Annotated in this window: 18 protein-coding genes and 3 tRNA genes; 11 read left to right on the top strand and 10 right to left on the bottom strand. The window is 71.8% G+C overall.

Translation table 11 applies throughout. The features are described from left to right. Positions 1-2: 2 nt before the first annotated feature. The 4 genes from ACIOGZ_RS09860 (at position 3) to ACIOGZ_RS09845 (ending at position 1,223) form a co-directional block, all read left to right on the top strand. Positions 3-79 (top strand) — tRNA-Ile (locus tag ACIOGZ_RS09860). Positions 80-199: 120 nt separating this feature from the next. After that, complete coding sequence (locus tag ACIOGZ_RS09855) at positions 200-565, top strand: DUF6191 domain-containing protein (RefSeq protein ID WP_363579885.1); 366 nt, start codon at positions 200-202, stop codon at positions 563-565. Between the two features lie 246 nt (positions 566-811). Next, a complete protein-coding gene (locus ACIOGZ_RS09850; protein WP_014137031.1) occupies positions 812-940 on the top strand; it encodes a DLW-39 family protein in 129 nt (42 codons plus the stop codon). A gap of 210 nt (positions 941-1,150) precedes the next feature. Beyond that, a tRNA-Ala gene (locus tag ACIOGZ_RS09845) sits at positions 1,151-1,223 on the top strand. 116 nt (positions 1,224-1,339) lie between these two features. Here the strand turns inward: ACIOGZ_RS09845 and ACIOGZ_RS09840 are convergent. Next, a complete protein-coding gene (locus ACIOGZ_RS09840) occupies positions 1,340-2,161 on the bottom strand; it encodes a DUF5324 family protein (protein WP_400985515.1) in 822 nt (273 codons plus the stop codon). Between the two features lie 193 nt (positions 2,162-2,354). Here ACIOGZ_RS09840 and ACIOGZ_RS09835 point away from each other — a divergent pair, with 193 nt between their 5' ends. After that, positions 2,355-3,200 (top strand): rhomboid family intramembrane serine protease, encoded by an 846-nt coding sequence (locus ACIOGZ_RS09835; protein WP_363587972.1) that lies wholly within the window; start codon positions 2,355-2,357, stop codon positions 3,198-3,200. Positions 3,201-3,534: 334 nt separating this feature from the next. On the opposite strand, the gene crgA is transcribed toward ACIOGZ_RS09835, so the two are convergent. Then, positions 3,535-3,783: a cell division protein CrgA gene (crgA, locus tag ACIOGZ_RS09830; RefSeq protein WP_350876761.1), complete on the bottom strand. Its 249-nt coding sequence runs from the start codon at positions 3,781-3,783 to the stop codon at positions 3,535-3,537. Between the two features lie 169 nt (positions 3,784-3,952). Here crgA and ACIOGZ_RS09825 point away from each other — a divergent pair, with 169 nt between their 5' ends. From ACIOGZ_RS09825 to ACIOGZ_RS09805, 5 genes are all read left to right on the top strand, one after another. Beyond that, complete coding sequence (locus ACIOGZ_RS09825; protein ID WP_400985513.1) at positions 3,953-4,717, top strand: DUF881 domain-containing protein; 765 nt, start codon at positions 3,953-3,955, stop codon at positions 4,715-4,717. A 69-nt stretch (positions 4,718-4,786) separates the two neighbouring features. Next, positions 4,787-4,966, top strand: coding sequence for a hypothetical protein (locus ACIOGZ_RS09820; protein ID WP_363587974.1), 180 nt, complete (start codon positions 4,787-4,789; stop codon positions 4,964-4,966). A gap of 63 nt (positions 4,967-5,029) precedes the next feature. Further along, complete coding sequence (locus tag ACIOGZ_RS09815; RefSeq protein WP_063348449.1) at positions 5,030-5,701, top strand: aminodeoxychorismate/anthranilate synthase component II; 672 nt, start codon at positions 5,030-5,032, stop codon at positions 5,699-5,701. Between the two features lie 5 nt (positions 5,702-5,706). After that, positions 5,707-6,840: a class E sortase gene (locus ACIOGZ_RS09810; RefSeq protein ID WP_400985511.1), complete on the top strand. Its 1,134-nt coding sequence runs from the start codon at positions 5,707-5,709 to the stop codon at positions 6,838-6,840. A 36-nt stretch (positions 6,841-6,876) separates the two neighbouring features. Further along, positions 6,877-7,686: a class E sortase gene (locus ACIOGZ_RS09805; protein WP_400985509.1), complete on the top strand. Its 810-nt coding sequence runs from the start codon at positions 6,877-6,879 to the stop codon at positions 7,684-7,686. Positions 7,687-7,870: 184 nt separating this feature from the next. Here the strand turns inward: ACIOGZ_RS09805 and pknB are convergent, their stop codons facing one another. From pknB to ACIOGZ_RS09775, 6 genes are all read right to left on the bottom strand, one after another. Further along, on the bottom strand, positions 7,871-10,009 hold the full coding sequence (gene pknB / locus ACIOGZ_RS09800) for a Stk1 family PASTA domain-containing Ser/Thr kinase (protein WP_363587980.1): 2,139 nt from the start codon (positions 10,007-10,009) through the stop codon (positions 7,871-7,873). Between the two features lie 260 nt (positions 10,010-10,269). After that, positions 10,270-11,727 carry a penicillin-binding transpeptidase domain-containing protein gene (locus ACIOGZ_RS09795; protein WP_363587982.1) on the bottom strand — a complete coding sequence of 486 codons (1,458 nt, stop codon included), beginning with the start codon at positions 11,725-11,727 and terminating at the stop codon, positions 10,270-10,272. Continuing rightward, the gene (locus ACIOGZ_RS09790) at positions 11,724-13,100 is read right to left on the bottom strand and encodes an FtsW/RodA/SpoVE family cell cycle protein (protein ID WP_363588014.1); all 1,377 of its coding nucleotides are present in this window, start codon (positions 13,098-13,100) and stop codon (positions 11,724-11,726) included. Before ACIOGZ_RS09790 ends, ACIOGZ_RS09795 begins: the two co-directional genes overlap by 4 nt. A gap of 160 nt (positions 13,101-13,260) precedes the next feature. Continuing rightward, on the bottom strand, positions 13,261-14,865 hold the full coding sequence (locus tag ACIOGZ_RS09785) for a protein phosphatase 2C domain-containing protein (RefSeq protein ID WP_363619390.1): 1,605 nt from the start codon (positions 14,863-14,865) through the stop codon (positions 13,261-13,263). A 53-nt stretch (positions 14,866-14,918) separates the two neighbouring features. After that, the gene (locus ACIOGZ_RS09780; protein ID WP_363587986.1) at positions 14,919-15,458 is read right to left on the bottom strand and encodes an FHA domain-containing protein; all 540 of its coding nucleotides are present in this window, start codon (positions 15,456-15,458) and stop codon (positions 14,919-14,921) included. A gap of 46 nt (positions 15,459-15,504) precedes the next feature. Continuing rightward, a complete protein-coding gene (locus ACIOGZ_RS09775; protein WP_363587988.1) occupies positions 15,505-16,362 on the bottom strand; it encodes a DUF3662 and FHA domain-containing protein in 858 nt (285 codons plus the stop codon). A gap of 418 nt (positions 16,363-16,780) precedes the next feature. Here ACIOGZ_RS09775 and ACIOGZ_RS09770 point away from each other — a divergent pair. Further along, positions 16,781-16,864: transfer RNA gene (locus tag ACIOGZ_RS09770), tRNA-Leu, on the top strand. Positions 16,865-16,915: 51 nt separating this feature from the next. Here ACIOGZ_RS09770 and ACIOGZ_RS09765 read toward each other — a convergent pair. Both ACIOGZ_RS09765 and ACIOGZ_RS09760 read right to left on the bottom strand, forming a co-directional pair. Beyond that, complete coding sequence (locus ACIOGZ_RS09765) at positions 16,916-18,064, bottom strand: histidine kinase (RefSeq protein WP_363628010.1); 1,149 nt, start codon at positions 18,062-18,064, stop codon at positions 16,916-16,918. Then, on the bottom strand, positions 18,061-18,732 hold the full coding sequence (locus ACIOGZ_RS09760; protein ID WP_363588016.1) for a response regulator transcription factor: 672 nt from the start codon (positions 18,730-18,732) through the stop codon (positions 18,061-18,063). The genes ACIOGZ_RS09765 and ACIOGZ_RS09760 overlap by 4 nt, the downstream gene beginning before the upstream one ends. Positions 18,733-18,910 lie beyond the last annotated feature (178 nt).

Here is an 18,910-nt window from a genome sequence, read left to right as displayed (position 1 = left end):
AAGGGCCTATAGCTCAGACGGTTAGAGCGCTTCCCTGATAAGGAAGAGGCCACAGGTTCAAGTCCTGTTAGGCCCACCACCGCGAAGGGCCCGGAGTGATTCACTCCGGGCCCTTCGACGTTTCCCCCGCCGTTGCGGGAACCGCGCGTCCCGCCGGGCTGTTCTCCGGGGAGGGAACGTGTGGAGGGATGGTGACGACATGGCGGTCTTCTGGGCGATGAGCATCCCCGGACTGGTCTGCGCCCTGGTGGTGCTCGCGGTGGTCGACCAGCTCGCGCTGCGGGCGCGCCGGTCACGCTGGGTGCCGTGGCGGGGGACCGGCCGGGAGGGGCAGATCTCGGCCACCGGCTTCGAGCAGCTGCACGCGCAGTTCGCCGCCGGCAAGCAGCACGAGCTGGACGAACGCGGCACGACCCTGATGCTGCGCGACGAGGAGGGCGAGGGGGCGCCGCCCCGGACGAAGGTCGACCTGGCGGGCGGGAAGGCCGTGGTGGTGACGCCGTCGAACCGCCCGTCCGACCGCTCGTCGGACCACCCGTCCTGCGCCCCGCCGGGCACGCCGTAGGGCCCGGCCGGGGAGGGTCGGCCGTACGGCAGGAGGTGCGGCGTCAATCCTCGGCCCGGACCGCCGGGTTGGCCGCAGCGGTGGCTGGTCACGATTGGGACACTGGTGTGTATCATCGGCCGCAAGGGCAGTCTGGCACCCGGCAGCCCGTTCGCGATCGAAACACATCTGGACTCGTCGGCCCGGTCAGTCCGGCCGGAGCACCGGCTCTTGAGTCCGCCAACGCAAGAAGGACGAGGTCCCGCGGTGAAGAAGCTTCTCCTGGTCGCCCTGGTCGCCCTCGGCGGCTTCTTTGTCTACCGTCAGGTCCAGGCGGACCGCGCCGAGCAGGACCTGTGGACCGAGGCCACCGACCCGGTTCCGGCCGGTCGCTGAGCCCGGACGATCCGACGATCAACGATCTTCGGAGGCGCTTCACCGCGCCTCCAGGGCCGGCCGGCCCGGTCACCCGACCGGATCGGCCGGATCCCAGGCACCGCCCGGACGCCGCCTCGGCGGCAGGTCCGGTCGGCCCGGGGGGAGGGCGCCGGGAACGGCGCCGGAACCCGGTACGCTAGTGCCCGTCGGCACCCGCGGTGCCGTCGAGGGGCATTAGCTCAGTTGGTAGAGCGCTGCCTTTGCAAGGCAGATGTCAGGAGTTCGAATCTCCTATGCTCCACAGCTCATCGCAGTCGTGACGCCGATCGGCCGCTGACCTGAATCCCGGTCAGCGGCCGATCGGCGTTTCCGCGTCCTCAGGGCGTGTCCGACACGCCCTGAGGGCCGGGCGACGGGTCAGTGCGGCCCGCGCGGGTCGTGCGGCCTGGGGTGGTCGCCGTCGCCGTCGCCGTCGCCGTCGCCGTCGTTGTCGGGCCGGCCGGGCGGCGGAGCGGGCTCGGTGGCCGCGTCCCCGGCCCGGGGCCCGGCGGGAGCGGCCGGGGCGCTCTGCGGGGCGCCGGCCGCGTCGACCGGCCCGGGGGTCGTCGCGCCGGCGGCGTGCGCCCCGGCGGGTTGGTCGGCCCGGTCGGTCGGGGGTTCGACCAGCCACTCCGGGTTGCTGTGCCGGCGCCACCACTGCCAGGCCACGATCCCGCCGCCGATCGCCAGCGCACCGGCCACGGCGAGGCCGGTGGCCAGGCCGTTGCACCGCTTCCTCCGGGCGTTGCGGGCGGCGAGGTGGCTGATCTCGGCCGAGGTGACGTTACCGTGCAGCGCGGTCAGCGCGGCGGCGCCCCGGGTCTGGGCCTCCTGGGCGACCGGGGTGACGGCGGCGCGGGCCTCCTCGACGGCCTGGGCGACCCTGGGGCCGACCGTGGAGCGGGCCTGGTCGGCGGCGCGGGCGGCGGAGAGCCGGGCCGCCAGAGCGGCCTCCTGGGCGCGGTGGAAGGCCTTCAGGGCGTTCTGCTGGGCTTCGGGCGGCAGACTGGCGAAGGCGTGACCGAACTGCGGGGCGATGTGCCGGTCGTACTGGACGCGGAGGCTCTGGGCGGCCTGGGCGGCTTTCGGCCCGAAGGTGTCCAGGGCCGGGCCGAGGCGCTGCTTGGCGCCGTCCGCGAGGTGCGCGGCGGTGTCCCGGGTCTTGGTGGCCGTCTCACGAGCCGAGTCCGAAAAGGTCACGAGTCTCTCCTCCTGGGTGGCGTCCTTTATGCACATATCCACCTGAATGCTGATCATGCATGCTGATTTGTCCACCGGCATGTCGGAGTGGGCCGTACGCGGGGTGCGGAAGGAGTCGGGGAGCGGGCCCGATGTCGGATCCGCCGCAGTAGGCTGGCGATTTCGGCGTCCCGTACGGGAGGGGAAGAACCTCATGCTGACCGGCTGCTACCGGCATCCGCAGACGGCCACCGGCGTCTCCTGCACCCGCTGCGAGCGGGCGATCTGCCCGCAGTGCATGGTGACCGCCTCGGTGGGCTTCCAGTGCCCGGAGTGCGTCGGCGGCGGGCACGCCGGGACGCGGCGGGCGACCACCCGGTTCGGCGGGGCGATCGCCCAGGACGGCGGGCTGGTCACCAGGGTGCTGATCGGCATCAACGTGGTCGTCTTCGTGCTGGCCGCCTACGTGCTCACGCCGCGGCTGGGCCAGGTCTGGGAGCTGTACAGCGCCGGGCGGGCCATCCTGGGCGGTCCGGACGGTGTCGCCGCCGGGCCCTCCCAGTGGTACCGGCTGCTGACCTCGGTGTTCCTGCACCTGCAGTGGTGGCACATCGGGATGAACATGGTGGTCCTGTACTGGCTCGGTCCCGCACTGGAGACGGCGCTCGGCCGGCTGCGCTTCCTGGCCCTCTACCTGCTCTCCGGCCTGGGAGGCAGCACCCTGGCCTTCCTGATCGACGGCAACGCGCTGCGGTCGGTGGGGGCCTCGGGCGCGATCTTCGGGCTGATCGGCGCCACGGTGGTGATGCAGCTGCGGAACCGGGGCCCGCTCGGCCCGGTGATGGCGTTCCTGGTCTTCAACCTGGTCGTCACCTTCTCGCGGACGAACATCGACTGGCGGGCGCACATCGGCGGCCTGGTGGTGGGCGCGCTGACGGCGGCCGGTCTGATGTACGCCCCGCGCGAGCGCCGCGGCCTGGTCCAGGGGCTGGCGTTGGCGGGGTCGCTGGCCGTGGTGGCGGCGATGCTGATGATCGGGATGGCCCGCTACGGCGCGTGACGCCGAGGGCGTTTGTCCACAGCGGGTGCGGGGTTGTGCACAGGCTGTGTGCCGCCCGGGGTGTGGACTGCTGTTCTACGCGTGTCCTGCTGTGCGGTTTTCCCACTTTCGGGAAGTTGTGCACAGCTGTGGAAAGCCCGCGGCCGAAAAGTTATCCACAGGCTGGGGAGACTTTTCCCCAGTGTGGATAACCATGTGGATAAGCAGGACAGTCTGATGATGGGGATAACCGACCGGTTTCCCGCCCGTGTCCGGGCATGCCTGACCGCCGCCCGGCACCAGCGGTCCGAAGCGGCGGAGGTGGCTCGACCGGAGCCTCAGGAGGAGCGGGAGGTCACTTCCACTGGGTGGAGACGCCGAACCCCGCGGCGATGAAGCCGAAACCGACCAGGATGTTCCAGTTCCGCCAGCTCTCGACCGGGTAGCTGCCGCTGGTCACGTAATAGGTGACGATCCAGACCAGGCCGATCAGGAACAGTGCCAGCATCAGCGGTGCGACCCAACTGCGGCCCGAACTGATCTTCACCGCGGCCGTGGTCGGCGGGGTGTAGTCGGACTTCTTGCGGAGTCGAGACTTCGGCACGAGGAGCTCTCCTGTCGATGCGCTGTGAGACCGCGCAGAGGTGCAGCGGGGGTCGGTCGGCCGGTGACGGGCGGTGCGGAACGCACGGGACCGTTCCCGCACGCGCCACCGGCGTCCGTTAGCGTAGTGGCTCGGTGGGTCTTAAGGAGATAAGGGTACGGTGCCTAATTTGTCGATTCCCCCTCGGCCGACCACTACCCGCCGCTCCGGCACCCGAATTGTCGGGCGTGCCCTGACCTGTGCGGTCTTCGCGCTCGCCGGACTGCTCTTCTACATCAGCGCGCAGACCGCCCGCGGCACCGACCTGCGGACGGACAACTCGCTGCTGAGCCTCGGCGACGTGATACGCCAGCGCAGCTCGCAGAACCAGCAGGCCCAGGCCCAGCTGGCCGACCTCCAGGCCCGCGCGCAGGAGCTCACCGGGCAGCAGGGCGGCAACCCCGCCGACGCCGCCCGGCTGGACGGCCTGCGGCTCGGCGCGGCCCTGGAGCCGCTGCAGGGCGGCGGCCTGACCGTCACCCTCAACGACGCCCCGCCGAACGCCACCGCCCGCATCCCGGGCGTCCCCGAGCCCGGCGTCAACGACCTGGTCATCCACCAGCAGGACATCCAGGCCGTGGTCAACGCGCTGTGGCGGGGCGGCGCCGAGGGCGTGCAGGTGATGGACCAGCGGCTGATCTCCACCAGCGCCGTCCGCTGCGTCGGCAACACCCTGCTGCTCCAGGGCCGGGTCTACTCGCCGCCGTACGTGGTCCGGGCGGTCGGCCGCACCGATGCGCTGAAGACCGCCGTCGACGGCGACCCGACGATCCGCAACTACCTCCAGTACGTCCAGGCGTACGGGCTCGGCTGGAAGGTCCAGGAGAGCGGTGATCTGACCCTCCCCGGATACTCCGGCACCACCGAGCTGCGGTCGGCGGGCGGGCAGCAGTAGCGGACCGGCCCCGCGGTCGTTGATCCCGGGTCTACTCTTGACCCCAGTCCGCTACGTCGAGGGAGCACCATGTACGGCTGGATCTGGCGTCACCTCCCGGGAAACACCCTGGTCCGCGCCGTCATCTCGCTGCTCCTCATCGTGGGGATCGTCTATCTCCTCTTCACCTACGTCTTCCCGTGGGCGGAACCGTTGCTCCCCTTCGGTGACGTCACAGTGGACGGCGGCGAAGGTGCCGCGGCCGGCTGAACCGGCGGCCCTGCTCCTCCACCCTGCCGACCCCGCCCCGCATCCCACGGAGACCACGCGAGAATGACCACCCAGCCGACCGCGCCCCGCATCCTGGTCGTGGACAACTACGACAGCTTCGTCTTCAACCTGGTCCAGTACCTGTACCAGCTCGGTGCCACCTGCGAGGTGGTGCGCAACGACGAGGTGACCGTCGAGCACGCCGTCCGCCGGTCCGGCGGCGAGGACGACCAGGGCTTCGACGGGGTGCTGCTCTCCCCCGGGCCCGGGGCGCCGGAGGAGGCCGGGGTCTGCATCGGGATGGTGCACCACTGCGCGGGGATCGGGCTGCCGGTGTTCGGCGTCTGCCTGGGCCTGCAGTCGATCGCGGTCGCGTACGGCGCGGTGGTCGACCGGGCACCGGAACTGCTGCACGGCAAGACCTCGCCGGTCGAGCACGAGGACGGCGGGGTGTTCGAGGGACTGCCCTCGCCGCTGACCGCCACCCGGTACCACTCGCTGGCGGTCGAGCCGGCCACCGTGCCGGACGAACTGGTGGTCACCGCGCGCACCGACAGCGGCGTGATCATGGGCCTGCGGCACCGCGAACTGCCCGTCGAGGGCGTGCAGTTCCACCCCGAGTCGGTGCTCACCGAGGGCGGGCACCGGATGCTCGCCAACTGGCTGGCGGAGTGCGGCTACCCGCAGGCCGTGGACCGGTCGGCCGGGCTCGCCCCGGTGATCGGCCGGGGCTGAGCGGCGTGACCGCGCTGCGTCCGGAGGGGCGTTACCAGCCGGAGGCGGGCCCGGGCGACGGACAGCCGTACGGCGGCGCGCAGTACGGCGGCGGTCCGTACGGGGACGGCCGGTACGGCGACGGACAGCACCACGGTGACGCGGCGTACCCGCAGCCGTACCCGGCGCAGCCCGGACAGGGCGCCGCCGAGGACGCCTGGGGCGTGTACGAGCAGGCCGAGCAGCCCGCCGCGTCCGGCCCCGAGTACCCGTGGCTGCCCGACCAGACGCTCCAGCTGCGCCTGCCCCTCGACATCGGCGGGCCGGCCGTGGAACCGGCCCCGCCCACCGGTGGCCGGGCCGAGCGCCGCAGGGCCGCCCAGGGCCGGACCTCCGTGCGCGCGGGCGTCGGTCGGCGCCGGGCGAGCGGCCGGGGCGCCGGGGCGAAGGCGCGGCCCAAGGAGTCCGCGGTCGTGGTGGCCGCGCGGCTCGTCGGGGAGCTGTGCATCACGCTCGGCGTGGTGATGCTGCTCTTCGTCTCGTACCAGCTCTGGTGGACCAACGTGCAGGCCGACGCGGCCGCCGACGGCGCCCGCAACCGGCTGGAGCAGCAGTTCGACGCCGCCCTGGCGCCGCCGAAGCCCGGGCAGCCGGCTCCGGACCCGGCCAAGCCGGAGTCGTTCGAGCCCGGCAAGGGCTTCGCCATCATCTACCTGCCCAAGCTGGGGCTGAAGTTCCCGATCGCCGAGGGCACCTCCAAGCCGGCGGTGCTCGACAAGGGCCTGGTCGGCCACTACACCGGCACCGGGATGCCGGCCGACAAGGCGGGCAACTTCGCGCTGGCCGCGCACCGCAACACCCACGGCGAGCCGTTCCGGTACATCAACCAGCTCGGCAAGGGCGACAAGATCGTGGTGGAGACCGCCACCTCGTACTACACGTACGAGGTCACCAGCAGCATCCCGGAGACCTCTCCCAACAACGTGAGCGTGATCAAGCCCGTCCCCAACGGCGCCGGTTACGCGGGCGCCGGCCGGTACATCACGCTGACCACCTGCACCCCGGAGTTCACCTCCAAGTTCCGCCTCATCGTCTTTGGCAAGATGACCGAGGAACGGCCGCGCAGCCAAGGCAAGCCGGCCGCGATCACGGGCGGGTGACCGCCCGGGCACCCGGCACGAAGGGGAGCACCGGAGATGACGGACGAGACCGCGCAGTCGGCCGAGCCGCGGGAGGAGGCCTTCCCGCCGCCCGAGGCCGGCCCCGCGCCCGCCCGGCGCGGTCGCAGTCGGGCGCTGGCCGCGCTCGGCGTCTTCGGCGAGCTGCTGATCACCCTGGGACTGGTGCTCGGCCTGTTCGTGGCCTACTCGCTGTGGTGGACCAACGTCGAGGCCGACCGCTCGGCGGCTGCGGCCTCCGACCGGCTGCGCGACACCTGGGCCGCGAGCCCGACCGGTACCCCCTCGGCGGCCCCCGGCGGGACGTCCGCCCCCGCCCCCGCCGCGCCGTTCGCGGCCGGGGACGCGGTCGGCTTCCTGCACGTCCCGGCGATGGGCCGGGACTACCAGGTGCTGATCCGGATGGGCACCGACAGCGACACCCTGGCCGAGGGCGTGGCGGGGGTGTACGAGCAGCCCTACCGCGCCGCGATGCCCTGGGACCAGGCCGGCAACTTCGCGCTGGCCGCCCACCGGGACGGCCACGGCGCCAAGTTCCACGACCTGGACGCGGTGCACAAGGGCGCCGCGGTCGTCGTCGAGACCAAGGACAAGTGGTACGTCTACCGGGTCGACAGCACCCTGCCGGAGACGTCCAAGTACGACACCGGCATCGTCGCGCCCGTCCCGGTCGGCTCCGGCTACACCGGCCCCGGCCGGTACATCACGCTGACCACCTGCACGCCGGTGTACACCTCGCGCTACCGGATGGCGGTCTGGGGGAGCCTGGTGCGGGTGGACGACGTGGACGCCAAGCGCACCCCGCCGCCGGAGCTGCGTCAGCCCTGAGCCCGCCGGCCGCTGCTGAGGTCCGGCTGCTGCGGCCTGGAACCCGCGGTCCGGTTGCGGTAGCCCGGCATCGAGAACGCCCGGCACCGAGAACGCCCGAGGGCCCGTCGCAACCGCTGCGACGGGCCCTCGGGCGTACGGCCGGACAACTCCCACCAAGCCTCAGATCCAGGGGAACCAGGGCTTAGTTGTTGTTCCCCCCTTTGGTGTTGGAGGGTGAGGGGGAGAGGGGGTCACCCCCTTTGGGCGGATCGGCCGGCTTCGTGATGAGCATCACCTGGGTGTTCGGGTCCAGCTGGGTGCCGGCGGCCGGGTTGGTGCTCACCACGATGGCGTTCGGGTCCGACGGACCGGACACCACCGTGTAGAGCAGCCCGACCTTGCTCAGCTGCGAGATGGCGTCCGACAGCTTGACGTTCTGCAGCGGCGGGACCTGGGGCTTGTCCTGCATCTTGAAGATCGTCAGCGTGATCTTCGTGTTGGCCGGAACCTTGGTGTTGGCCTGGACCGACTGCGCGGCGACGGTGTTCGCCTTGCTCTGGTCGGTGGTCTGCACCGTCTTCGAGGCGTCGACCTGGAAGCCCAGGCCCTCCAGCTGGGCCTGCGCCACCTCCTTCTGCGCGCCGCCCACGTTCGGCACGGTCACCTTCGACTTGCCCTGCGAGACGGTCAGCTTGACCGGCGCGGTCGGGTCGCCGGCGGTGCCCGCCGCCGGGTCCTGGGCGGTGACGTTCTCCTGCGGAGCGGTGTCGTCGTCCTTGTACTCGGTGGTGACGTTGGTGAAGCCGGCGTCGCCGAGCGCCTTGGTCGCCTGGTCCTTGGTCTTGCCGACCACGTTCGGCAGGGGGGCCTTGGCCGGGCCGGAGGAGAGCTGCACGGTGATGGTGCTGTTCTCCGCGACCTGGCCGCCGACGGCCGGGTTCTGGGTGCAGACCTGGTCCTTCTTGATGTTGGCGTCCGGGCAGGCGAGCTTGTCGCCCTCGGCCACCACGAGCTTGGGACCGGCCGCGGCCGCGGCCGTCTTGGCGTCCGCCAGGCTCTTGCCGACCAGGTTCGGCACGGCGACCTTCGGGGTCTCCGTGGTGCCGCCGCCGTTGCCGTTGAACATGGCCTGGGCCACGAAGAAGGTGCCGACCAGGACCAGCACGGCGGCGACCGCCAGCACGATCCAGGAGGTGTTGCTCTTCTTCGGCGGCTGCTCGCCGCGCCGGCCGCCGTCCCGGCCGTAGCCGTCGTCGTGGCCGCCGCCCGCCGGGCCGTCGGCGTAGGCCTGGCCGTAGCCGTCGTCCTGGTAGCCGCCCTGCGGGCCGTAGCCGGGCTGCGCGCCGGCCTGCGGCAGGACGGTGGTCGGGCCGCCGCCGGGCTGCTGCGGCAGCACGTTGGTCTGGCCGTACGGGTCGTGCTGCTGCGGGTAGCCGTTCTGGTCGTAGCCGTACCCGGCGCCCATGCCGTACGCGGCGGCCTGCTGGGCGGCGGCCACCGGCAGGCCGTCGAGGAAGCGCTCGATGTCGTCGCGCATCTCGTCGGCGCTCTGGTAGCGGTAGTCGCGCTCCTTGGCGAGCGCCTTCAGCACGATCGCGTCGATCTCGGGGCGGACCTCGGGATCGAAGACGGACGGCGGTTGCGCCTCCTCCCGGACGTGCTGGTAGGCCACCGCGACCGGGGAGTCGCCGACGAACGGCGGGCGGACGGTCAGCAGTTCGTAGAGCAGGCAGCCGGTGGAGTAGAGGTCGGAGCGGGCGTCGACCTGCTCGCCCTTGGCCTGCTCGGGGGAGAGGTACTGGGCGGTGCCGATGACGGCCGAGGTCTGGGTCATGGTCATCCCGGCGTCGCCCATCGCGCGGGCGATGCCGAAGTCCATGACCTTGACGTTGCCCTGCCGGGTCAGCATCACGTTGGCCGGCTTGATGTCGCGGTGCACGATGCCGGCGCGGTGCGAGTACTCCAGCGCTTGCAGGATGCCGATGGTCATCTCCAGCGCGCGCTCGGGCAGTAGCCGTCGGCCGGAGTGCAGCAGCTCGCGCAGGGTGGACCCCTCGACGTACTCCATCACGATGTACGGGATGGAGATGTTGTCGATGTAGTCCTCGCCGGTGTCGTACACGGCGACGATCGCGGGGTGGTTCAGGGACGCCGCGGACTGCGCCTCGCGGCGGAAGCGGGCCTGGAACGACGGATCCCGGGCCATGTCGGCCCGGAGCGTCTTCACTGCGACGGAACGGCCGAGCCGGGTGTCATGGGCGAGGTACACCTCGGCCATGCCGCCGCGTCCGAGGACGCCGCCGAGCTCGTACCTGCCGCCTAGGCGACGAGGCTCTTCCATAGTTCCGACCCTCTCCCTCACCTGCCGGCGAGGTTGTGACGTAGGTGTCCCCGCACGCTCTGGGTGACGCCGAGCGGGTCTCGACCGGTTCTCCGGCCGGGCCGTGCGCCGTCTCGCGGGCGGCAACGGGCACACCCGCTGCTGGCGGATACGCTACCGGTCGCACCGCATCGGACCGGAGTCGGCCGTCGGCCGATATCAGACCGGTATACCGGACGGGGTGTCGATCGTGACTTTCCACTCACGGCCGGGCCTCCTCCTCACTTGCCGAGGACGGCCTGCATCACCGCCTTGGCGATCGGGGCGGCCAGCCGGCCGCCGCTGATGCCGTCGCGATTGTTGGAGCCGTCCTCGACCACGACCGCGACCGCGACGGACTGGCCGTCGGTGGTCTTGGCCCAGGAGGTGAACCAGGCGAACGGCAGCCCGGCGTTGTCCTCGCCGTGCTGCGCGGTACCGGTCTTGCCGCCGACCTGGAGGCCGGGGATCTTGGCGTTCTTGCCGGTGCCGTTCTCCACCACCGAGACCATCAGGTCCTGCATCTTCTGCGCGGTGGCCGGGCTCATCGCCTGGGAGAACTGCTTCTCGGTGTGCTTGGAGATGGTGGTCAGCGAGGCCGAGCGCTCCTGGTCGACCAGGTACGGCTGCATCAGGCTGCCGTTGTTGGCGATCGCGGCGGACACCATGGCCATCTGCAGCGGGGTGGCGCGGGTGTCGTGCTGGCCGATCGAGTCCTGCGCGGTGCCGTCCAGGCTCGCGCTGTTCGGGAAGATGCTCTTCTCGGAACGGACCGGGGTGTCGATGGTGCTGTTGAAGCCGAACTTCTCGGCCTGCGCCCGCATCTTGTCCTTGCCGAGGTCCGCGCCCATCTTGGCGTAGACCGTGTTGCAGGACTGGTCCATCCCCGACTTGACCGTGGCGTTCCCGCACTTCTCGAGCGGCGACTCGTTGTTCAGCACCGTCTGGGTGCCCGGCAGGGTGTACGGGTCCGGCGTCGCGGTCTGGTCGTCGATGTTCTGGTACAGGCCGTTCTCGAACGCGGCGGTCGCGGTCACCAGCTTGAACGTGGAGCCGGGCGGATAGGTCTCCTTCAGCGCCCGGTTGAGCATCGGCTTGTTGGGGTCGGCGTTGAGGTCCGTCCAGGCCTTGGAGTCGCCGCTCTCGCTGCCGGCGATGGTGCCCGGGTCGTAGGACGGGGTGGAGACCAGCGCCAGGATCGCGCCGGTCTTCGGGTCGATCGCGACGGCGGCGCCCTTCTTGTCCCCCAGGCCGTCCCAGGCGGCCTTCTGGGCCTTCGCGTTGATCGTGGTGACGACGTCGCCGCCGCGCTGCTGCTCGCCGGTCAGCATGTCCAGGGTGTTGCGGAAGAACAGCCGGTCGTCGGTGCCGGAGAGGATGCCGTCCTCCAGGTTCTCCAGCTGGCTGGAGCCGAAGACCTGGGAGGAGTAGCCGGTGACCGGGGCGTACATCGGGCCGTCGACCCAGGATCGCTTGTACTTGTAGCGCAGGCCGTTGACGAAGTCGGACTTCGTGACCGGCTGGCCGCCGACGATGATGTTGCCGCGCGGGTGCGCGTACCGGTCGTACTGCTGGCGCTTGTTGTTCTTGTTGGTGGCCCAGGCATCGGCCTGGACACCCTGCACCCAGTTGGTGCGCACCATCAGGGCCAGGATCAGGACGAGGCAGAAGATCGAGACCCGGCGGATCGGCTTGTTCATCGAGCGGGTCCTCCCTGGCCCTCGGTGGCCGGGGTCGCTTCGACCCCGGGTCGGCGGGCGCTGTCGCTGATCTTCAGCAGGATCGCGACCAGCGCCCAGTTGGCGACCACGGACGACCCGCCCTGTGCGAGGAACGGCATGGTCATACCGGTGAGCGGGATCAGCCCGGTGACCCCGCCGGCCACGACGAAGACCTGCAGCGCCATCGCCGACGAGAGCCCGACGGCGAACAGCTTGCCGAACGGGTCGCGGGCCGCGAGGGCGGTGCGCAGGCCGCGCTGCACCAGCAGGGCGTACAGCAGGAAGATCGCCATCAGGCCGGTCAGCCCGAGTTCCTCGCCGAACGAGCCCAGGATGAAGTCGCTCTTCGCGGCGAAGTTGATCAGCCAGGAGCGGCCCTGGCCGAGGCCCGAGCCGGTCACCCCGCCGGAGCCGAGCGCCATCAGCGACTGGCCGATCTGCTCGGTGGCGCCCTTGGGCGGGTGTGCTCCGAAGGCGGCCATCGGGTCGAGCCAGGCGTCGATGCGGACCTTGACGTGGCTGGTGGTCATGGCGACCGCGACCGCGCCGCCGATCGACATCAGCAGGCCGAACAGGATCCAGCTGGTCCGCTCGGTGGCGACGTAGAGCATCACCACGAACAGGCCGAAGAACAGGAAGGACGTGCCGAGGTCGTTCTCGAAGACCAGGATCAGCAGGCTGAGCAGCCAGATCACGATGATCGGGCCGAGGTCGCGCCCGCGTGGCAGGTACAGGCCCATGAAGCGGCGGCTGGCCAGTGCGAGGGCGTCGCGCTTGACCATCAGGTAGCCGGCGAAGAACACCGTCAGGATGATCTTGGCGAACTCGCCGGGCTGGATGGAGAAGCCGCCCATCCGGATCCAGATCTTGGCGCCGAAGTCCTCCGCCCGGGCCGGGAAGAAGGCCGGCGCGGCGAGCAGGACCAGCGCCGCCACCATCGAGATGTAGGTGTAGCGCTGGAGCACCCGGTGATCCTTCAGGAACACCATCACGGCGATGAACAGCCCGATCCCGAGGGCCGACCACATCAGCTGGTTCCGGGCCGCCGGGAAGTTGGCGCTCAGCAGCTTTCCGGCCTTGTCGAGCCGCCAGATCATCACCACGCCGAGACCGTTCAGCAGGGTGGCGATCGGCAGCATCAGCGGGTCCGCGTACGGCGCGAAGCGGCGCACCAGCAGGTGCGCGACCAGCGCCAGCGCGCCCATGCCGAGTCCGTAGCCGACCATGCCGCTCGGCAGCGTGGAGTCCATCGCGAGCCCCACGTTGGCGTACGCGAGGATCGGCAGCACGACGGCGAAGGCCAGCAGGGCCAGCTCGGTGTTGCGCCGGTTCGGCGCGCCCTGGAGGGAGATGGTGGTGTTGGCCCGGCGCCGGGTGGCGGCGCGGTCGGTGGCCGTCCGGCGCCTGCCGGCCCGGCCGGTGTCGTCGCTCAGGTCGTAGGTGCTCACGTGGTGACCGCTCCCTGACGGCCGGCTGCCCCGCTCGGGGCGGGCCTATGTCGGATCACGGAGGTCACTGCTTCGGGCAGGAGTCGGCCCGGCTGCGCTCCTCCTCGGTCAGCCCGGACAGGTCGCCCGACGGGCCGGTGTTCGGCGCGGCGGCGTTCGGCGCCGGGGCGGACGTGCTCGGGGCGGTCGGGGTCGGGGTCGCCGGGGTCGGGGACGTGGGAGCCGCCGGGGGGCGGGTCTTCTCCCCCGGGGTGGGCGTGACGGCCAGGAACGCGGCGTGGGTGGCCTGCGCCGCCTGGGTGGCCGGAACGGTCCGGGCGTCGGCGACCTTCTTGCAGAGCTTGACCCAGCCGTCGAGCTCCTGGACGGTCGCGGTGGCGGCGCCCAGGCTGTCGGCCGCGATGGTCTTGTTGAGGTGCTCGGCCTGGTCCTGCGGCAGGTACTTGAGCTCGACGTCCTTGTACGCGGTGTGCACCGAGGACAGGCTCAGGCCGGCCAGGTTCTGGTTGATGCCCTGGTAGACCGCGACGTGGTCGCCCTGCTTGCCGACGTAGTACTGGTCCTGGGTCCACTGGTAGCCGAAGAACCCGGCACCACCGAGCAGACCGAGGGTGACCAGGACGGCCACCGAGACGGTGAGGCCCTTGCGCTTGCGCTTCGCGGGCGGTTCCTCGTCGAACTCCTCGGCGCCGTACACCGAGGGCTCGCCGGAGCCGTAGCCGTACTCGCCCTCGTAGCCCTCGGCGGGGCCGAAGCCGCCCTGGGCGGCGTCGTAGCCCTCGGCCGGGCCGAAGGCGCCCTGCGGGGCGCGGCCGAGGCCGGCGGCGCGGCCGGCCGGGGTGTCGGCGATCGAGCGGTCCGCGGCGGCCGAGGACGGCGGGGTGTCGGCGACCGCGCCGACCACCACCGGCACGTCGTTGTACTGGCCGCTCGTGGTGTCCGTGGCACCGACGTCGATGACGTCCGCCACGATGCAGGTGATGTTGTCCGGACCGCCGCCGCGCAGCGCGAGCTGGATCAGCTCCTGCACGGTCTGCTCGGGCGAGTAGTAGCTGCCGAGGGTGTCCTGGAGGGTCTGGTGGCTGACCGGGCCGGAGAGGCCGTCGGAGCAGATCAGGTAGCGGTCGCCGGCGCGGACCTCGCGGATCGACAGGTCGGGCTCGACCTGGCCGCGGCCGTCGAGCGCCCGCATCAGCAGCGAGCGCTGCGGGTGGGTCTCGGCCTCCTCCGGCGTGATCCGGCCCTCGTCGACCAGGCGCTGCACCCAGGTGTGGTCCTGGGTGATCTGCACCAGCGAGCCGTCGCGCAGCAGGTAGGCGCGGGAGTCGCCGACGTGCACCATGCCCATCCGCTGGCCGGTCCAGAGCATGGCGGTCAGCGTGCAGCCCATGCCCTCCAGCTGCGGGTCCTCCTCGACCATCTGCCGGAGCCGGTCGTTGGCGCCCTGGACGGCGTCGCCCAGCAGGGTCAGCAGGTCGGCGCCCGGCACGTCCTCGTCCAGTCGGACGATCGAGCCGAGCACCTCGGAGGACGCGACCTCGCCGGCCGCGGCGCCGCCCATGCCGTCGGCCACGGCCAGCAGCCGCGGCCCGGCGTAGCCGGAGTCCTCGTTCCCCTCCCGGATCAGTCCCTTGTGGGAGCCGGCGGCGAAGCGCAGCACCAGGGTCATGCGACCTGTGCCCCCCTCTGGGTCATGGACGGGATGCTGTCCCTCATGCGCTACTACTTCCGCAGTTCGATGACGGTCCTGCCGATACGGATCGGCATGCCCGGCTGGAGCGGGGTGGGCGCGGTCAGGCGCTGCCGGTCCAGATAGGTGCCGTTGGTGGAGCCTAGATCCTCGACCGTCCACTGCCCAGTCTGATCCGGATAGATCCTGGCATGCCGGGAGGACGCGTAGTCGTCGTCCAGCACGATGGTGGAGTCGTGCGCGCGGCCCAGGGTGATGGTCTGGCCCTGGAGCGCCACGGTGGTGCCGGCCAGCGAGCCCTGCACCACCACGAGCTGGGTCGGGGCGCCGCGACGGCGGCCGCCGCCCTGGGTCTGGCCCGCCGCTCCGGCGGCCGGGGCCTGTGCGGCGCGCCCGGCGGCCGGAGCGGCGGCGGCGCCGCCCGGAGCGGCGTTGGCACCACGACGGGAGGAGCGGGGGTTCACCTTGGTCCCGAACAGGTCGCTGCGGATCACCTGGATCGCGACGATGACGAACAGCCACAGCACGGCCAGGAAGCCCAGCCGCATGACCGTGAGGGTCAGTTCTGACATGGCCGGCCCGCCTGTCGGTGAGCGAGGCGCGCGAACAACTCGGACACTACCCTTCGACCTGTCGGTAGACGATGGTGGTGGAGCCCACGACGATGCGGGAGCCGTCGCGGAGCGTAGCGCGCTGGGTGTGCTGTCCGTCCACCACGATGCCGTTGGTGGATCCCAGGTCGAGAACCATCGAAGGGGTGCCGGGGCGGATCTCGGCGTGCTTGCGGGAGACCCCGGGGTCGTCGATCCGCACGTCCGCCTCGGTCGAGCGGCCGAGCACGCAGGCCGCGCCGGTGATCTGGTGGCGGGCGCCGTTCACCTCGATCCAGCGGCGGACCGAGGCGCCGTGGCCGGCGCCGGGGAAGGCGCGGACGTTGCCGCCGGACGTCGCGGGCGGGCCCGGGGGCATCGCCGGGGGCGCGGCCGGCGGCGGGGGCGCGCCGTACTGGCCGGCGCCGGTCTGCTGCCACGGTGCGCCGGGGGCCGGCGCGGCCGGCTGGCGGTCGTAGCCGGACTGCTGCGGGGCGTACTGCTGGGGCTCCTCGGCCGCCAGGGTGCGGCTGCGCACCCGGTACAGGCCGGTGTCCAGGTCGTCGGCCTTCTCCAGGTTCACCTGGAGCGGGCCCATGAAGCTGTACCGCTGGGCCTCCGCGTACTCGCGGACCATGCCGGCCAGCTCGGCGCCCAGCTGCCCGGAGTAGGGGCTGAGCCGCTCGTGGTCGTGCGGGCTCAGCTCGACGATGAAGTCGTTCGGCACGACGGTGCGGTCGCGGTTCCAGATGCTCGCGTTGTTGTCGCACTCGCGCTGCAGCGCACCGGCGATCTCCACGGGCTGGACCTCGGACTTGAACACCTTGGCGAAGGTGCCGTTGACGAGACCCTCAAGCCGCTGTTCGAACTTCTTCAGCACTCCCATGGGACACCCCCTTCCAGGGTTCGTTCGCCTGCCTGCCGACCGGATCCCGCCGGGAGTCGGTCGTGCCTACTTGCGGTACTTCCGTACTGATCGTATCCACGCCGGGCCCTTCCGTACGGTTCCCGGACAGCGTGGTGCCCGGGGGTGGGCTCGGACACACAGGGTGACGCATGCCGGGTACGGCACGCCAGGTGTGCCCGCCCGGATGGGCTCCCGTCACTCGCTCGCCCGTTCGTCGTGCATCCGTTCGGATGCGCTTCGTCCCGCCGGAGAACGGATTCGGAGCGGCCCCCCGGGTCGTGCTACTGTTTTCCACGTCGGAAGGGCCGCCCACCAGGGAGGCCGGTCCAAGGGAACGCGAAGACCACATGGTACCGAGCGGTTCGGAAGATCGGTCGGCAACGAAGACGACACCCATGCGCGGGTGGCGGAATAGGCAGACGCGCTGGATTCAGGTTCCAGTGCCCGAAAGGGCGTGGGGGTTCAACTCCCCCCTCGCGCACAGCGAAGCCCCGCAGATCTACGGATCTGCGGGGCTTTCTCGTTGTCCCGGTCAGGAACGGGTGGCGGGCAGCTCGGCGCGGACCTCGAAGCCGCCGTCCTGGGTGGGGCCGGCGCTGAGCGAGCCGCCCAGCAACTGCGCGCGCTCGCGCAGGCCGACCAGGCCGTGGCCGCCGCCCGGCAGGATCTCGTCCGGGTGGACCGGGGGCGCGTCGTTGCGCACCTCGACCCGCAGTCGGCGCCCCTTCGCCCGGACCTTCACGTGCACCGCCGCCTCCGGGGCGTACTTGGTGATGTTGGTGAGCGCCTCCTGGACGGTGCGGTAGGCGGCCCGCTCGACCGCCTCCGGCCACGGGCGGTCACCGGGGTTCAGTTCGGTGTCGGCGGCCAGCCCGCTCTCCGCGATCAGCCGGGGCAGGTCGGCCAGCCGGGGCTGCGGGGCGAGCGGGGCGTCCGGGCGCGGGCTCGCGGTGCTGCGCAGCACCCCGACCATCTGGCGCAGCTCGTCGAGGGTGCGGACGGCCAGTTCGCGGATGGTGCGGGCGGTGGCCGCGGCGGCCGGGTCGCCGGTGCTCACCTGGAGCGCGCCGGCCTGGATGCTGATCAGGCTGACCTGGTGCGAGACCACGTCGTGCATCTCCCGGGCGAGCCGGCCGCGCTCGCTGATCAGCACCCGTTCGGCGAGCAGCCGGCTCTCCCGCTCCTGGCCGCGGGTCAGCTCGTCGAGCCGGGCGGCCAGCTCCCGCCGGGTGCGGGCGAGCAGCCCGGTGGCGGCCGGGCCGGCGGCCAGCATCACCGACTGGATGGCGTAGAGCGCGGTGTCCCGGCTGAGTTCGAGGGTCTGTTCGGACAGCGGCCAGTGGAAGAACTCGACCAGCGTGAACAGGGTCGCGCAGGGGATGACGATCCGCGGGCGGGGGCGCTCGGCGGCCACCGTGTAGACGGCGGTGATCGGGGCCAGCCAGATGTCGTCGACGTAGCTGCCGGGCATGGTGAGCAGCAGCGCCGCCACCGGGAAGCGGCGGCGCCAGAGCAGGGCGACGGCGGCCAGCGTGGAGAGCGCGATCTGCCACCACGGGGAGTTCCGGGCCACCAGGGCGGCGTCCAGGAGGGAGTAGAGGGCGGGCAGCAGCAGCATCAGCCAGGGGGCGGTGCACCAGGCCGGGAGCCGTCTGGACGGCAGCTGTTCGGTGGCCGTCATGCCCCGTCGCCGGGTTTCGGCCGGACCAGCCCGGCCCGGTGGGCGAGCACCGCCGCCTGGACCCGGTTGGCCGCGCCGAGCTTGCCGAGGATCGCGCTGATGTGGTCCTTGACGGTGCCGGTGCCGAGGAAGAGCCGGTCGGCGATCTCGGCGTTGGACAGTCCCTCGCCGAGCAGGGCCAGCACGTCGAGCTCCCGGCCGGTGAGGGTGCGGGCGAGCGAGGTGGCCTCGGCGTCCGGGCCGCCGCCGTCCACGTAGCCGCCGATCACGGTGCGGGTCACGGTCGGGGACAGGATGTTGCCGCCGGCCGCGAGCACCCGGACGGCGTGGACCAGCTGCTCGGGGGCGGTGTCCTTGAGCAGGAAGCCGGCGGCGCCGGCCCGCAGCGCGGTGCCGATGTACTCGTCGCTGTCGAAGGTGGTGAGCATCGCCACGGCGGGCGGGTCCGGCAGGGCGCGCAGCCGGCGCAGCACCGAGATGCCGTCGAGGTCCGGCATCCGGATGTCGAGGAGCACCACGTGCGGGCGCAGGCGCTGGACGTGCTCCTCGGCCTGGCCGCCGGAGCAGTCGCCGACGACGTCCAGGTCGGGGGCGGAGCCGACGATGAGGCCCAGGCCGGAGCGGACCAGGATCTCGTCGTCCACGATCAGCACGCGGGTGTCGGTGATGGTGCCTCCTCGGTTCTGGCGGCCGGGGTCGGGCGGTCCGCGCGGGTCGTTTCGAGGGTAGGGGTAGCCGGGGTGGGGCGCCGAACGGATGGCGGTCCTCACCCCCGCCACATGGCGGGGGTCGGAATCCGCTACCCGGTTCACGCAATTCTCAGGCCGGGTGGGGAACCATGGAGTT

This window comes from Kitasatospora sp. NPDC088160 (genome assembly GCF_044741445.1).
In the GTDB taxonomy this organism is placed as follows: Bacteria; Actinomycetota; Actinomycetes; order Streptomycetales; family Streptomycetaceae; genus Kitasatospora.
This window is presented reverse-complemented; position numbering and strand designations above follow the sequence as displayed.

Bases quoted from the DNA above. Each gene is read 5' to 3' on its own strand.
- pknB (WP_363587980.1), bottom strand. From the start codon at position 10,009: ATGGAAGAGCCTCGTCGCCTAGGCGGCAGGTACGAGCTCGGCGGCGTC.
- ACIOGZ_RS09780 (WP_363587986.1), bottom strand. From the start codon at position 15,458: ATGTCAGAACTGACCCTCACGGTCATGCGGCTGGGCTTCCTGGCCGTG.
- ACIOGZ_RS09765 (WP_363628010.1), bottom strand. From the start codon at position 18,064: ATGACGGCCACCGAACAGCTGCCGTCCAGACGGCTCCCGGCCTGGTGC.
- ACIOGZ_RS09785 (WP_363619390.1), bottom strand. From the start codon at position 14,865: ATGACCCTGGTGCTGCGCTTCGCCGCCGGCTCCCACAAGGGACTGATC.
- ACIOGZ_RS09835 (WP_363587972.1), top strand. From the start codon at position 2,355: ATGCTGACCGGCTGCTACCGGCATCCGCAGACGGCCACCGGCGTCTCC.
- ACIOGZ_RS09795 (WP_363587982.1), bottom strand. From the start codon at position 11,727: ATGAACAAGCCGATCCGCCGGGTCTCGATCTTCTGCCTCGTCCTGATC.
- ACIOGZ_RS09855 (WP_363579885.1), top strand. From the start codon at position 200: ATGGCGGTCTTCTGGGCGATGAGCATCCCCGGACTGGTCTGCGCCCTG.
- ACIOGZ_RS09820 (WP_363587974.1), top strand. From the start codon at position 4,787: ATGTACGGCTGGATCTGGCGTCACCTCCCGGGAAACACCCTGGTCCGC.
- ACIOGZ_RS09815 (WP_063348449.1), top strand. From the start codon at position 5,030: ATGACCACCCAGCCGACCGCGCCCCGCATCCTGGTCGTGGACAACTAC.
- ACIOGZ_RS09805 (WP_400985509.1), top strand. From the start codon at position 6,877: ATGACGGACGAGACCGCGCAGTCGGCCGAGCCGCGGGAGGAGGCCTTC.
- ACIOGZ_RS09775 (WP_363587988.1), bottom strand. From the start codon at position 16,362: ATGGGAGTGCTGAAGAAGTTCGAACAGCGGCTTGAGGGTCTCGTCAAC.